This window comes from Streptomyces caatingaensis, assembly GCF_001187435.1.
In the GTDB taxonomy this organism is placed as follows: Bacteria; Actinomycetota; Actinomycetes; order Streptomycetales; family Streptomycetaceae; genus Streptomyces; species Streptomyces caatingaensis.
Genome location: NZ_LFXA01000002.1, coordinates 582,101 through 596,160, shown reverse-complemented (window position 1 = coordinate 596,160; position 14,060 = coordinate 582,101). Strand labels below are relative to the sequence as shown.

The window sequence follows — 14,060 nt, the reverse complement described above, 5'->3', positions numbered from 1 at the left end:
TCGCGTTGCCCGGGACCTGCCGCCCGTAGTTCACTGAGGCTCCGGGCGGCACACGGGAGGCGACATGGGCGCAGGGCACCAGCACGGCCACTCGCACGAGCGGTCCCCGCGGACCGGCACCGCGGGCGCCGCCCACCGCGGCCGGCTGCGCGTCGCGCTGGGGATCACCGTGACCGTCCTCCTGGCGGAGATCGCGGGCAGCGCCCTGACCGGTTCGCTGGCGCTGCTGGCGGACGCCGGGCACATGGCGACGGACGCCGTGGGCGTCTCGATGGCGCTGGTGGCGATCCACTTCGCCAACCGGCCGCCCACCGGGCGGCGCACCTTCGGCTACGCCCGGGCCGAGATCCTCGCGGCGCTGCTCAACTGCCTGCTGCTGCTCGGGGTCGGCGGCTACATCCTCGTCGAGGCGGTCCGGCGGCTGGCCGAGCCGCAGCCGGTGCCGGGCGGGACGACGGTCGTCTTCGGCCTCGTGGGCGTGTTCGCGAATCTGGTGTCGCTGTCCCTGCTGATGCGCGGGCAGAAGGAGAGCCTGAACGTGCGCGGGGCGTTCCTGGAGGTGCTCTCCGACGCGCTCGGCTCGTTCGCCGTGGTGGTCGCCGCCCTGGTGATCATGGCGACCGGCTGGACCCGGGCCGACCCGGTGGCCTCGCTGGTGATCGGCCTGATGATCGTGCCCCGGACGCTGAAGCTGCTGCGCGAGGCGCTGGACGTCCTGCTGGAGGCGGCGCCCCGGAACGTCGACATGGACGAGGTCCGGGCGCACATCACGGCCCTGCCGGGGGTCCGGGGCGTCCACGACCTGCACGTATGGACCATCACCTCCGGGCTGCCGGTGCTCTCGGCCCACGTGGTGGTCGACCGGGCGGCGCTGGACGCGGCGGGGCACGAGCGGATGCTGCACGACCTGCGGGGGTGCCTGGGCACCCACTTCGCGGTGGAGCACTGCACGTTCCAGCTGGAGCCCGGCGGGTACGCGGAACACGAGGCCGGGCTCTGTCACTGACGGGCCGGCCTTCCGTTGGGACACGTCCGCCGTGGCGCCCCCGGCGCCGTACGGCAGACTGAAGACCGAAGACGACACCGAGGATGGTCAATGCCGATCACATCAGCCGAGGGCCGCTCCGCCGACTCCGCCGCAGTCCCCTCCTCCGCCGACGCCGCCGAACCGATCATGCTGGAGCTGGTCGACGAGGACGGCAGAACCATCGGCACGGCCGAGAAGCTGTCCGCCCACGTCTCCCCCGGCCGGCTGCACCGCGCCTTCTCGGTCTTCCTCTTCGACGACGCGGGCCGGCTGCTGCTCCAGCGCCGTGCGCTGGGCAAGTACCACTCCCCCGGGGTGTGGTCGAACACCTGCTGCGGGCACCCGTACCCGGGCGAGCGGCCGTTCGTGGCCGCCGCCCGCCGCACCGCCGAGGAGCTGGGCGTGGCGCCCGCGCTGCTGCGCGAGGCCGGGACCGTCCGCTACAACCATCCCGATCCGCTGTCGGGGCTGGTGGAGCAGGAGTACAACCACCTCTTCGTGGGCCTGGTGCGGGACGGGCTGGACCCGGATCCGGAGGAGGTCGAGGAGACGGCCTTCGTGACCCCCGCCGAGCTGGAGAAGCTCATGGGCGAGGTGACGTTCTCGGCGTGGTTCGCGACGGTCCTGGACGCGGCGCGGCCGGCGGTGCGCGAGCTCATCGGAACGGCGGCGGGCTGGTAGGGGCGGCGGCCTCCCCCGCGGCGCCCTCCCCCGCGGCGGGGCCGTAGGGGAGGGCGGCCCAGACGACCTTGCCGCCGCCGGGCGTGTGCTCGACGTCGCACCGGCCGTCGGCCTCGTCCACCACCGCCTGCACCAGCAACAGCCCCCGGCCGCCGGTGCGTTCCGCGTCGGCGGCCAGGGGCCGGGGCCGGAAGGGGTGGCCGTCCTCGACGGCCACCCGGACCCATCCGGGGGCGAGGGAGACCTCCACGGTGAGCTCCGGGGAGAGCACGGCGGCGTGCCGCACGGCGTTGGTGACCAGCTCGGAGACGATCAGCAGCAGGCCGTCGAGGAGGTCGGGGCACAGCGGCACCCGCTGACGGCGCATCAGGTCGTGGACGCCGTGGCGGGCGCGGGGCACCGAGGAGGGGAGCGCGGGAGCGGTGAACCGCCAGCTTCTGTCGTGCCCGGCGCACTCGGCGGGCTTGCGGGGCGCGGCCCGGCCCGGCTCGGGCGGGATGCCCCCGACGATCTCCATGTCCGATACCAACCCCTCGCCGTGGCTCCACCGCACACGCCGAGTGTTGGGAAGACCACCGTCCGCACCGGAGCGCTGATCAGAACTCGCCGTCAATCGACGCTATTTGACCGTGCGCGTATGCCGCAGTCACTCACGCGACTGTTCCTGGCCGCCCTGATCGCCACTTGACGAACGGTCCGGAACTCGGCCCTCCGGTCGGCGGCTCCCGCCGCCCGTCACCATGCGGACGACCTGGCGCCCGCCGACGCCCGTCGCGATCAGGCCCAGCCCGTCGAAGAGCAGCTCCAGCGAGAAGAACACACCGATGACGTACAGGCTGCTGCGCGGCCAGTCCGCCAGCACCAGGACGCCCAGCAGCAGCCCCAGGAGGCCCTGGAGCAGCATCCAGCCGAACTGCGGCCCGCGCACCACCAGGCTGCCCGCCAGCCGGAACAGCCCTCCGGTGAGGAAGAGCAGCGCGGCGAACATCGTCAGCGTCCCGGCCGCCGCCACAGGATGCCGCAGCACCACCACGCCCGCCGCGATGTTCAGCGCCGCGACGATCACGGCGAGCCAGAAGTAGCCGCTCTCCCGGGACTGCACGGCGTGCAGCAGACCGACGACGCCTCCGATCAGCAGCAGCCAGCCGAAGAGGACCATCGTGGTCAGCGTCGCGAACGCGGTGTAGACGAGACCGACCAGACCGGCGAGGACCAGGATCCCGCCCAGCAGGGCCAGGACGCCGAAGCCCCGGCTCAGCCGTTTCGGCGTGCTCTTGGCGCGTGTCATCAGGGCCTCCTCGCAGCGCCCCCGTCGCGGCCCCCTCCTCCCGAGCATAGGTTCGCCCGCTCCGGACGGCATCCCGCGCCGGGCTAGCATCCGTCGCATGGAGCCCGCACTGCACCTGGACCTCGACGGCGCCGGCACGGCGACGATCCGGATCGCCCACCCCGCCAAGCGCAACGCCATGACCCCCGCCATGTGGCGCTCCCTGCCGCCGCTGCTGGAGCGGTGCGCCGCCGATCCCGCCGTACGCGTGCTGGTGCTGACCGGGGAGGGCGACACGTTCTGCGCGGGCGCGGACATCTCCTCCCTGGCGGGGGCCGACGGGGACGACCCCCGGGACCTGTCCGTGGCCGCCGAGGAGGCGCTCGCGGCGTTCCCCAAGCCGACGCTGGCGGCGGTGCGGGGGCACTGCGTGGGCGGCGGGTGCCAGCTCGCCGCGGCCTGCGACCTGCGGTTCGCGGCGGACGGCGCGGTCTTCGGCGTCACCCCGGCCCGGCTGGGCATCGTCTACGCCGCCTCCTCCACGCGCCGGCTGACGCGGCTCGTGGGCCCCGCGACCGCCAAGTACCTCCTCTTCTCCGGCGAACTCATCGGCACCGAGCGGGCGTTGCGCACCGGACTGGTGGACGAGGTGTGGGCGCCGGACGCGTTGGCGGGGCGGGTGGCGCAGTTCGCCGCCACGCTGGCCTCGCGGTCGCTGCTGACGCAGGTGGCGGCGAAGGAGTTCGCGGACGGGGCCGCGGTGCCGCAGGAGCGCGTCGCGTACTGGGCGGAACAGGGCGGGGCGGAGCTGGCCGAGGGGCGGGCGGCGTTCCTGGAACGGCGCGCGCCCCGGTTCGCCTGGCGCGTGCCCACGTCGGGCTGAGCCCGCCGCCCGGGGCGGTGCGGCCCGCGCTGTCGGCGGCACCTGCCACAATGCAGTCCGCGGCCCGGAGAGCTCGAAGAGAAAGCGGAGCAGGATCGTGACGGCTAACGGTGCGTCGGTCGAAAGCAGGATCGCCGAGGAACTCGGCGTTCGGGAACGGCAGGTGAAGGCGGCCGTCGAGCTGCTCGACGGGGGCGCGACCGTGCCGTTCGTCGCCCGCTACCGCAAGGAGGCGACGGGCGCGCTCGACGACGCGCAGCTGCGCACCCTGGAGGAGCGGCTGCGGTACCTGCGCGAGCTGGAGGACCGCCGGGCGGCGGTCCTGGAGTCCGTGCGGTCGCAGGGCAAGCTGGACGCGGCGCTGGAGGCGCGGATCCGCGAGGCCGACTCCAAGGCCCGCCTGGAGGACATCTACCTGCCCTTCAAGCCCAAGCGGCGCACCAGGGCGCAGATCGCCCGCGAGGCGGGGCTGGAGCCGCTGGCCGACGGGCTGCTGGCCGACCCCGGCACGGAGCCGGCGGCCGCGGCCGCCGCCTTCGTCTCGGCGGACAAGGGGGTCGCCGACGCCGCCGACGCGCTGGAGGGCGCCCGGGCGATCCTCACCGAGCGCTTCGCGGAGGACGCGGACCTCATCGGCGAGCTGCGCGAGCGGATGTGGACGCGCGGGCGCCTCGTCGCGAAGGTGCGCGAGGGCAAGGAGGAGGCCGGCGCGAAGTTCGCCGACTACTTCGACTTCGCCGAGCCCTTCACCGAGCTGCCCTCGCACCGGGTGCTGGCGATGCTGCGCGGCGAGAAGGAGGACGTCCTCGACCTGGTGCTGGAGCCCGAGCAGCCCGGCCCGTCCGGGGAGGCGCCCGCCGGGCCGAGCGCCTACGAGCAGGCCATCGCCCGCCGCTTCGGCATCGCCGACCGGGGACGGCCGGGCGACGGGTGGCTGGCGGAGACGGTCCGCTGGGCCTGGCGCACCCGCGTCCTCGTCCACCTCGGCATCGACCTGCGGCTGCGGCTCCGGCAGGCCGCCGAGGACGAGGCGGTGCGCGTCTTCGCCGCCAACCTGCGGGACCTGCTGCTCGCCGCCCCCGCCGGCACCCGCGCGACGATGGGCCTCGACCCGGGCTTCCGCACGGGCGTGAAGGTCGCCGTCGTCGACGCCACCGGCAAGGTCGCCGCGACCGAGACCATCCACCCGCACGTCCCGCAGAACAAGTGGGACGCCTCGCTGGCCACCCTGGCGCGGCTCGCCCGCGAGCACCGCGTCGAGCTCGTCGCCATCGGCAACGGCACCGCCTCCCGCGAGACGGACCGGCTCGCCGCCGACCTGATGGCGCGCCACCCCGAGCTGGGCCTCACCAAGGTGGTCGTCTCCGAGGCCGGCGCCTCGGTCTACTCCGCCTCCGCCTTCGCCTCCCAGGAGCTGCCCGGGCTCGACGTCTCGCTGCGCGGCGCCGTCTCCATCGCCCGGCGGCTCCAGGACCCGCTGGCCGAGCTCGTCAAGATCGACCCCAAGTCGATCGGCGTCGGCCAGTACCAGCACGACCTGTCCGAGGTGAAGCTCTCCCGCTCCCTCGACGCGGTCGTCGAGGACTGCGTCAACGGCGTCGGCGTCGACGTCAACACCGCGTCCGCGCCGCTCCTTTCGCGCGTCTCCGGCATCAGCGGCACCGTCGCGGAGAACATCGTCGCCCACCGCGACGCCAACGGCCCCTTCCGCTCGCGGAAGGCCCTCAAGGACGTCCCGCGGCTCGGCCCCAAGGCGTACGAGCAGTGCGCCGGCTTCCTCCGCATCCGCGGCGGCGACGACCCGCTGGACGGGTCCAGCGTCCACCCCGAGGCGTATCCGGTGGTCCGGGCGATGGCCCAGCGGACCGGGGGCGACGTCGCCGCCCTCATCGGCGACACCGCCGTGCTGCGCTCCCTGCGCCCGGAGGACTTCGTCAGCGACTCCTTCGGCCTGCCGACCGTGACCGACATCCTGCGCGAGCTGGAGAAGCCGGGCCGCGACCCGCGTCCGGCCTTCCGCACGGCCGCCTTCAAGGAGGGCGTCGAGAAGATCGGCGACCTGGAGCCGGGGATGGTCCTGGAGGGCGTCGTGACGAACGTCGCGGCGTTCGGGGCGTTCGTCGACGTCGGGGTGCACCAGGACGGGCTCGTGCACGTGTCGGCGATGTCGCGGACGTTCGTGAAGGATCCGCGGGATGTGGTGAAGCCGGGGGACATCGTGCGGGTGAAGGTGCTGGAGGTGGATGTGCCTCGGAAGCGGATTTCCTTGACGTTGCGGCTGGATGACGAGGCGCGGGGTGCCCGGGAGTCCCGGGCTCCGCGCTCGCGGGCGCCCCGCCAGCGGCGGGAGGCGCCCTCGCCTGCGGCGGGGGGCGGCGGGGCGATGGCGGACGCGTTGCGGCGGGCCGGGCTCCGCTGAGTTTGTGACCCGAGCGCCGGACGGGCTGGTTCAGCCCGTCCGGCGCTCGAGGACAAACCGCGGCGGAGCCGCGCCAGAAACGGTGAAACGGGGGTGCCCCCTCTGGGGGAGGGGCTGGGGCAACCCCCTTACGCCGGCGCGTACTTCGGCACGCGCGGCTCGAAGAGCCACGGGCCGAGGACGTCCGCGACGTCACGCCCCGTGACCCGCGCGGCATGCGCGAGAAACGCGTCCGTGTCCGCGAACCCACCCCGCCGCGCCTCGTGCCACGTCCGCAGCACGCGGAAGAACCGCGTGTCGCCGACGGCGAGGCGGAGGGCGTGGAGGGCGCAGGCGCCGCGCACGTAGACGCGGTCGTCGAAGAGGTGCCGCCGGCCGGGGTCGGCGATGCGCAGGTTCTGCCGGCGGCCGGCCAGTTCGTCGCGGGCCCGCCGCGCGAGCGTGTCCGCGTCGTCCTCGTCGAGGTGCTCGGACCACAGCCACTCCGCGTAGGTGGCGAACCCCTCGTTGAGCCAGATGTGCTGCCAGTCGCCCAGGCCGACGCTGTTGCCGAACCACTGGTGCGCCGTCTCGTGGGCGACGAGCGTCTCCCAAGTCCGCCGGCCGTCCATGTGGTTGGTGCCGAAGACGGAGAGCGTCTGGTTCTCGACGGGCGCCGCCAGCTCCGCGTCCACGACGACGACCCCGTAGGACTCGAAGGGGTAGTCGCCGAAGAGGTCGGTGAAGACCCGGAGGATGCGCCCCTGGCGGGCCAGGTCGTGCCGGACCTCCTTCGCCGTCCCGGCCGGGCAGGCGATGTGCACCGGCACGGGGGCCCCGGTGTCACGGGGCGTCCAGGTCTCGCGCGCGAACCGCCCGGTGTAGACGGCGGCGAGGTAGCTGGCCATCGGCCCGGGGTGGTGGTAGGTCCAGCGCGCGGACGCGCCGTTCCGCCGGTGCTCGACCAACGAGCCGTTGGCCAGCGCCTGGTGGCCCACGGGGACGGTGATCCCGAAGGTGTAGGACGCCTTGTCGTCGGGCCGGTCGTTGCAGGGGAACCACGAGGGCGCGCCCACCGGCTGGGAGGCGACGAGCGTGCCGTCGTGGTCGTCGCCGGTGCGGTCCCAGCCGATGGGGCCGAACTGCGAGGGGACGGGCCGGGGCCGGCCGCCGTAGCGGATGTCGAGGGCGAAGGGCCGGCCGGCCTCCAGCGTCCGCGGCGTGCTGATCAGCAGCTTGCCGCCCTTGCGCCGGAAGGCGACGGGCCGGTCGTCGAGGCGGGCCTCGTGCACCTCCAGCCGGGCCAGGTCGAGTGCGACCCGGTCGACGGCGCCGTTGGCCACGGCCTCGATGCGGGCGTGGCCGTCGAGCCACCCCGCCCCGGGGTCGTAGCCGAGCTCCAGATCGTAGGCCACGGTCCGGTGGCCGTACGAGCCGTGCCCGGGGAAGTAGGGCTGCGGCCGCTCCCGCCGGGGCCGCCGCCGGGGACCGGAGGCGGCGGCCGCGGCGGCGGTCAACGGGAGCACCGCCCCCGCGAGGAGGGCGCGGCGGCTGCACGCGCTTCGTCCGCTCCCCATGTCACGCGGCGGCTTCCCGCTCCGCCGCGGACGCCGGGGCGGCCGCCGCCGGCCGCTGGCCGGCGATGGGGTTGCCGGCCCAGCGGGTGCCGGCCGGGACGGACTCCCCGCGCATGACGAGCGAGGAGGGGGCGACGGCGGTGTGCGCGCCGACGTGGGTGCCGGGGAGCACGATGCCGTGCGGGCCGAGGGAGGCTCCCTCGGCGAGGTGGACGGTGTCCATGCGCATGATCCGGTCGTGGAAGAGGTGGGTCTGGAGGACGCAGCCCCGGTTGACGCTGACCCCGTCGCCGAGGGAGATGAGGTCGGTCTCCGGCAGCCAGTGGGTGTCGCACCACACGCCCCGGCCGATCTTCACGCCCAGCGTGCGGAGCCACCAGTTGAGCACGGGGGTGCCGGTGAAGGGGCCCGCCAGCCAGGGGACGGCGAGGGATTCCACGAAGGTGTCGTACAGCTCGTTGCGCCACACGAAGGAGCTCCACAGCGGGTGCTCGCCCGTGCGGAAGCGGCCCATCAGCAGCCACTTGGCGGCGGTGGCCAGCAGGGCGGCGGCCACCGAGCAGACGACGAGCAGCGGGATGCCGACGAGCGCGGCGAGCCCCGGCCCGCCGGTGGTGAGGGCCTGCTGCTCGCCGATGAGGACCACGTCGGCGAGCGCGAGGCCGCACATCAGCGGCAGGAGGCGGCAGAGTTCGACGGCCGAGCGGGCCAGGACGAGGCGGCGCGGCGGCTCGAAGGTGCGGCCCGCGTCGGCGGTGGTGGGCACGCGCGGCAGCGGCATGGCGGGGCGGCCCAGCCAGGAGGTGCCGGGTTCGCTGTGCTCGGGGGCGTCGGACAGGACGCCGATCAGGGCGTGGTCGGGGACGGTACGGCCGGGGCCGACGATGCCGGAGTTGCCGACGAAGGCGCGCCGCCCGACCCGGGCGGTGCCCAGCCGCAGCCATCCGCTGCGCAGTTCGTAGGGCGCGACGAGGGTGTCGTCGGCGAGGAACGCCCCGTCGTCGACGGTCAGCAGGGACGGCAGCGGGAGCACGGTGGACAGTTCGGCGCGGCGGCCGACCCTGGCGCCCAGCATCCGCAGCCACACGGGGGTGGCGAGGCTGGCGTAGACGGGGAAGAGGGTGCGGCGGGCGCCGTCGAGCAGGCGGGTGACGAACCAGGCCCGCCAGGCGACGCCGCCGCAGGCCGGGTGGAGGCCCGGGGTGATGCCGCGGCCGAGGACGCGGACGGTGGCCGCGACGACGAGCATCCAGCACAGCGTGGTGACGACGGTGAGCGCCGGGACGGCGAGCAGCACGCGCAGGGCGACGGAGCCGAGGGTGCCGCTGTCCTTGATCAGGTAGTAGGTGGCGACGAGGGCGGGCGCGGCCGCGAGGAGCGGCAGCAGCGGCATGCCGGCCAGGGAGAGGGCGTAGGCGAGGGCCCAGCGGCGGGAGCGCCCGGCGCGGGGCTCGGGCCAGCCGTCGGACGGGCGGACGGGTCCGCCGGCGCGGTGGACGGCTGCGTCGGGACGGGCGGGCGAGCCGACCCAGGTCTGCCCGTCGGGCACGTGGCCGTCGAGGCAGGCGCCGGCGGCGAGTTCGGCGCCGGCGCCGAGGGAGGAGCCGGGCATGAGCATGCTGCGGTGGCCGGCGCGGGAGTCGGCGCCGAGCCGTACGGTGCCGACGTGCAGGGTCTCGCCGTCGATCCACCAGCCGGAGAGGTCGGCCTCGGGCTCGACGCTCGCGCCGTCGCCGAACTCGGCGAGGCCGGTGACGGGCGGCATGGCGTGCAGGGCCACGCCGCGGCCGGCCCGGCAGCCGAGGGCGCGCGCGTACCAGGGGGCCCACGGGGTGCCCATCAGGGAGGGGACGCCGAAGGAGGCGACGACGCGTTCCGCGGTCCACAGCCGCAGGTGCGTCCGGCCGCCGCGGGGGTGGGCGCCGGGGGTGACGCCGCGGGTGAGCAGGCGGGCGGCGGCCGCGCCGATCGCGAACCGGCCCGGGGCGCTGAACAGCAGTGCCCAGGAGGCGATCAGCAGCCACCAGGAGGTGTGGGGCGCCCAGCTGCGCGGGGCGAGGAGGCCGAGGATGTTGTCGGCGGTGGCGAGGCCGGTGAGGAGGCGCAGGCCCTGGACGCCGTAGAGGGCGGTCTGGACGAGGATCTGGGCGGCCCCGGTACGGCGGCGCACGGGCCGGACGGTCCGCCGGGGGCCGGGTTCGGCGGCGGGGGCGTCGAGGGAGTCGATGTGCTCGGCCATGTCGGCGAGGACGGTGTGCCGGTAGAGGCCCGCGACGGAGACGCCGGGGTGGTGCTCGCGCAGGGCCGAGGCCATGCGGGCGGCGGTCAGGCTGGTGCCGCCCATGGTGACGAAGTCGTCGTCCGGGCCTGGCCGGACGCCCAGCAGCTCCTCCCACAGGCCGGCGAGGCGGGCGGCGGTGCCGTGCAGCTCCTCGGTCCGCGCGGTGACGTCGTCGCCGGTGGCGGGCAGGGGCCAGGGCAGGGCGTTGCGGTCGACCTTGCCGGAGGTGCGGGTGGGCAGGCCGGCGACCTCGGCGAGGACGGGGACCAGGGCGGCGGGCAGCCGCTCGGCCAGCCGCTTTCTGGCGTCGGCCCGGTCGAAGCCGGGGCCGGGCACGAGGTAGCCGACGAGGAGCTGGGAGCCGGAGGGGGTGGTGCGCACCGCGGCGGCGGCGCCGCGCACGCCGGGGAGTTCGCCGAGCGCGGCGTCGATCTCGCCGAGCTCGATGCGCCGGCCGCCCAGTTTGACCTGGTCGTCGGCGCGGCCGGCGAAGACGAGACCGGCCTCGTCGGCGCGGACGAGGTCGCCCGTGCGGTAGGCGCGCTCGCTCTCCAGGGCGGCGCAGGGGCGGAAGCGCTCGGCGTCCTTGGCGGGGTCGAGGTAACGGCCGGTGCCGACGCCGGCGATGACCAGCTCGCCCTCGGCGCCGAAGGGGACGGGCTCGTCGTTCTCGTCGACGACGGCGAGGTCCCAGCCGTCGAGCGGCAGGCCGATGCGGACGGGCTCGCCGGGCAGCAGGCGGGCGGCGCAGGCGACGACGGTGGTCTCGGTGGGGCCGTAGGTGTTCCACATCTCGCGGCCGGGGACGGCGAAGCGCTCGACGAGGCCGGGCGGGCAGGCCTCGCCGCCGACGATCAGCAGCCGGACGCGGTCGAGCGACTCCCGGGGCCACAGGGCGGCGAGGGTGGGCACCGTGGAGACGACGGTCACCCCCCGCTCGATCAGCCAGGGGCCCAGCTCGTGGCCCGCGCGGACCAGCGAGCGCGGGGCCGGGACCAGGCAGGCGCCGTGCCGCCAGGCCAGCCACATCTCCTCGCAGGAGGCGTCGAAGGCGACGGACAGCCCGGCGAGGACCCGGTCGCCGGGGCCCAGCGGCTCGTCCCGCAGGAAGAGCGCGGCCTCGGCGTCGGCGAAGGCCGCGGCGCTGCGGTGGGACACCGCGACGCCCTTGGGGGCGCCCGTGGAGCCGGAGGTGAAGATGATCCAGGCGTCGTCCTCGGGCAGCGGGAGGCGGGGCGCGGCCGCCACCGGCGGGCGCTCCCCCGGCGCGAGCGAGCCGTCCGCGACGACGACCCCGCACACGTCCGCCTCGTGGAACACCGTGGCGGCGCGTTCCTCGGGGTCGTCGGCGTCCACGGGCACGTACGCGGCGGAGCAGCGCAGGACGGCGAGGATCGACAGGTAGAGCTCCGCGGTACCGGAGGGGACGCGGACGCCGACCCTGTCCCCCGGTCCGACCCCGGCGGCGCGCAGCCGCCCGGCGCGCTCCTCGACCGCCGCGCACAGCTCGCGGTAGGTGAGCACGCCGTCCTCGGTGTCGAGGGCGGGCGCCTCGGGGTGGGTGGCCGCCGTCGCGTCGAGGACGTCGATCAGGGTGCGTTCGCCGTGGGGCGGTGCGCCCGCATAACGCGCCCGCCCCACCGATGCTGCCAGTGGGGTGGGCGTGGAACTGGAAAGAGTCGGGGACATGGCCTTACGCCTCAATTCGACGTCGGAGATGCGGACGCCCCTCGGACGTCCGCACCCACAGACGTCTCTCCGCACCCACGGGTTCGTATGAAGAGGCCAATGTTCCGTAAACCGAACACCTGGCGGAGCTGCGTCGGGGCGGACTCCTTTCCCACCGTACGTGCCGTTCCTCCGGAAAACCACGGTTTTCCCGGCAGGGGACGGCCCCCGCTCCTTGACGAAGAGTTGACCTGCGGCTGAGGCTGTTTTCGGGAGGAGATTCGCCCGTTCGGGCCTCCAGGAGGAGGCTCCAGGGCCTCAGTGCTCGATAATGCGGCCCGCCTCGACCTCGATCCTGCGGGTGGTGTGCACGGCGTCGAGCATCCGCCGGTCGTGGGTGACGACGAGGAGCGTCCCGGTGTACGAGGCCAGGGCGGACTCCAGCTGCTCGATGGCCGGCAGGTCGAGGTGGTTGGTGGGCTCGTCGAGGACGAGCAGGTTCACGCCCCGCGCCTGGAGCAGGGCGAGCGCGGCCCGCGTCCGCTCGCCCGGCGAGAGCGTCGCGGCGGGGCGCAGCACGTGGCCGGCCTTGAGGCCGAACTTGGCCAGCAGCGTGCGGACGTCGGCGGGGACGAGCTCCGGGACCGCCGCCCCGAAGGCGTCGAGCAGCGTCTCCGTCCCCAGGAACAGCGCCCGGGCCTGGTCGACCTCGCCGACGACCACGCCGGGGCCGAGGGACGCGGTGCCCGCGTCCAGCGGGAGCCTGCCGAGCAGGGCGGCCAGCAGGGTCGACTTGCCCGAGCCGTTGGCGCCCGTCACCGCGACCCGGTCCGCCCAGTCGATCTGGAGGTCCACCGGGCCGAAGGCGAACGTGCCGCGGCGGGCCTCGGCGCCGCGCAGGGTCGCCACCACGGCGCCCGAGCGGGGCGCCGCGGCGATCTCCATCCGCAGCTCCCACTCCTTGCGCGGCTCCTCGACGGTCTCCAGCCGCTCGATCAGCCGCTCCGTCTGCCGGGCCTTCGCCGCCTGCTTCTCCGTGGCCTCCGCGCGGAACTTGCGGCCGATCTTGTCGTTGTCGGTCGACTTGCGGCGGGCGTTGCGGACGCCCTTCTCCATCCAGTTCCGCTGGGTGCGGGCGCGGGCCTCCAGGGCGGCGCGGGTGTCCGCGTACTCCTCGTACGCCTCGCGGGCGTGCCGGCGGGCCCGCGCGCGCTCCTCCAGGTACGCCGCGTAGCCGCCGCCGTAGAGCGTGACCTGCTGCTGCGCGAGGTCGAGCTCCAGCACCTTGTCGACGGTGCGGGTGAGGAACTCGCGGTCATGGCTGACCAGGACCGTGCCGGCGCGCAGCCCGGTGACGAACCGCTCCAGTCGGTCCAGGCCGTCCAGGTCGAGGTCGTTGGTCGGCTCGTCCAGGAGGAAGACGTCGTAGCGGCTGAGGAGGAGGGAGGCGAGGCCGGCGCGGGCGGCCTGGCCGCCGGACAGGCTCGTCATGGGGCGGTCCAGGCCGACGGTGAGGCCGAGTTCGGCGACGACCTCCTCGGCGCGGTCGTCGAGATCGGCGCCGCCGAGGGCCAGCCAGCGCTCCAGGGCCGTCGCGTACGCGTCGTCGGCGCCCTTCGCGCCCTCGACGAGCGCCTCCGTCGCGGCGTCCAGCGCCGCCTGGGCCTCGGCGACGCCGGTCCTGCGCGCCAGGAACGCGCCGACGCTCTCGCCCGGGCGGCGGTCCGGCTCCTGCGGGAGGTAGCCGATGGTGGCGGTGGGCGGGCTGAGGCGGAGGGTGCCGTCGTGTCCGGCGGTACCGCGGCTTGCGGCTCCGCTCGGGCCCGCGTGGGTGCTTTCGCCTTCGGCCGCCGCGGCGGCCGGCAGGCCCGGCCCGCTCGCGGCTGCTCCCGCGCCGGCGAGGAGGCGGAGGAGGGTGGACTTGCCCGCTCCGTTGGCCCCGACGAGGCCGATCACTTCGCCGGGGGCGACGACGAGGTCGAGCCCGGAGAAGAGGGTGCGGTCGCCGTGGCCGGCGGAGAGGTTCTTGGCGACGAGAGTGGCGTTCATGGCGGCCCCGAGCCTACCGGCCCGGCAGGGCCGCCCCCGAAGGGGTTTTCGCCCGGACCCGCCACCGCCACCAGCGAGCCGCCCCCACGAGCCCTGCGCACCGCACGGCGCGCCCCCGCCGCACCGCGGCCACCGGAAGACCACCCCGCACGCCCCCGGCCCCGCCCGCACGCCCCCGAGCCCGCGCCGGGCCCCGGGCAACGTCCCCAACTCCCCTCCCCGGCGGGTA

General features: G+C 75.3%; 9 protein-coding genes. 4 read left to right on the top strand and 5 right to left on the bottom strand.

All coding sequences use genetic code 11. The annotated features are described in order from the left end of the window. Positions 1-64 precede the first annotated feature (64 nt). Together AC230_RS03265 and idi are read left to right on the top strand one after the other, a co-directional pair. Positions 65-1,006: a cation diffusion facilitator family transporter gene (locus AC230_RS03265; RefSeq protein WP_049714382.1), complete on the top strand. Its 942-nt coding sequence runs from the start codon at positions 65-67 to the stop codon at positions 1,004-1,006. Positions 1,007-1,096: 90 nt separating this feature from the next. Beyond that, entirely contained in the window at positions 1,097-1,708 is a 612-nt protein-coding gene (idi, locus tag AC230_RS03260; protein WP_049714381.1) for an isopentenyl-diphosphate Delta-isomerase, read from the top strand. Here the strand turns inward: idi and AC230_RS03255 are convergent. Both AC230_RS03255 and AC230_RS03250 read right to left on the bottom strand, forming a co-directional pair. Then, complete coding sequence (locus tag AC230_RS03255) at positions 1,683-2,225, bottom strand: ATP-binding protein (RefSeq protein ID WP_078870916.1); 543 nt, start codon at positions 2,223-2,225, stop codon at positions 1,683-1,685. The two genes, idi and AC230_RS03255, sit on opposite strands and share 26 nt — an antisense overlap. Before the next feature lie 129 nt (positions 2,226-2,354). Next, entirely contained in the window at positions 2,355-2,996 is a 642-nt protein-coding gene (locus tag AC230_RS03250; RefSeq protein ID WP_049714380.1) for an HdeD family acid-resistance protein, read from the bottom strand. 97 nt (positions 2,997-3,093) lie between these two features. On the opposite strand from AC230_RS03250, the gene AC230_RS03245 reads away from it, so the two are divergent. Both AC230_RS03245 and AC230_RS03240 read left to right on the top strand, forming a co-directional pair. Then, positions 3,094-3,858, top strand: coding sequence for an enoyl-CoA hydratase/isomerase family protein (locus AC230_RS03245; RefSeq protein ID WP_049714379.1), 765 nt, complete (start codon positions 3,094-3,096; stop codon positions 3,856-3,858). 97 nt (positions 3,859-3,955) lie between these two features. After that, entirely contained in the window at positions 3,956-6,277 is a 2,322-nt protein-coding gene (locus AC230_RS03240; protein WP_049714378.1) for a Tex family protein, read from the top strand. A 128-nt stretch (positions 6,278-6,405) separates the two neighbouring features. Here the strand turns inward: AC230_RS03240 and AC230_RS03235 are convergent, their stop codons facing one another. From AC230_RS03235 to AC230_RS03225, 3 genes are all read right to left on the bottom strand, one after another. Beyond that, positions 6,406-7,833 carry a M1 family metallopeptidase gene (locus tag AC230_RS03235; RefSeq protein ID WP_049714377.1) on the bottom strand — a complete coding sequence of 476 codons (1,428 nt, stop codon included), beginning with the start codon at positions 7,831-7,833 and terminating at the stop codon, positions 6,406-6,408. Between the two features lies 1 nt (position 7,834). Continuing rightward, positions 7,835-11,803 carry a Pls/PosA family non-ribosomal peptide synthetase gene (locus tag AC230_RS03230; RefSeq protein ID WP_078870915.1) on the bottom strand — a complete coding sequence of 1,323 codons (3,969 nt, stop codon included), beginning with the start codon at positions 11,801-11,803 and terminating at the stop codon, positions 7,835-7,837. Between the two features lie 297 nt (positions 11,804-12,100). Further along, entirely contained in the window at positions 12,101-13,831 is a 1,731-nt protein-coding gene (locus tag AC230_RS03225; RefSeq protein ID WP_049714376.1) for an ABC-F family ATP-binding cassette domain-containing protein, read from the bottom strand. Positions 13,832-14,060 lie beyond the last annotated feature (229 nt).

What these genes read in the sequence shown, in the direction of transcription:
- AC230_RS03265 (WP_049714382.1), top strand. Translation starts at nt 65, where the DNA reads ATGGGCGCAGGGCACCAGCACGGCCACTCGCACGAGCGGTCCCCGCGG.
- idi (WP_049714381.1), top strand. Translation starts at nt 1,097, where the DNA reads ATGCCGATCACATCAGCCGAGGGCCGCTCCGCCGACTCCGCCGCAGTC.
- AC230_RS03255 (WP_078870916.1), bottom strand. Translation starts at nt 2,225, where the DNA reads ATGGAGATCGTCGGGGGCATCCCGCCCGAGCCGGGCCGGGCCGCGCCC.
- AC230_RS03250 (WP_049714380.1), bottom strand. Translation starts at nt 2,996, where the DNA reads ATGACACGCGCCAAGAGCACGCCGAAACGGCTGAGCCGGGGCTTCGGC.
- AC230_RS03245 (WP_049714379.1), top strand. Translation starts at nt 3,094, where the DNA reads ATGGAGCCCGCACTGCACCTGGACCTCGACGGCGCCGGCACGGCGACG.
- AC230_RS03235 (WP_049714377.1), bottom strand. Translation starts at nt 7,833, where the DNA reads ATGGGGAGCGGACGAAGCGCGTGCAGCCGCCGCGCCCTCCTCGCGGGG.
- AC230_RS03230 (WP_078870915.1), bottom strand. Translation starts at nt 11,803, where the DNA reads ATGTCCCCGACTCTTTCCAGTTCCACGCCCACCCCACTGGCAGCATCG.
- AC230_RS03225 (WP_049714376.1), bottom strand. Translation starts at nt 13,831, where the DNA reads ATGAACGCCACTCTCGTCGCCAAGAACCTCTCCGCCGGCCACGGCGAC.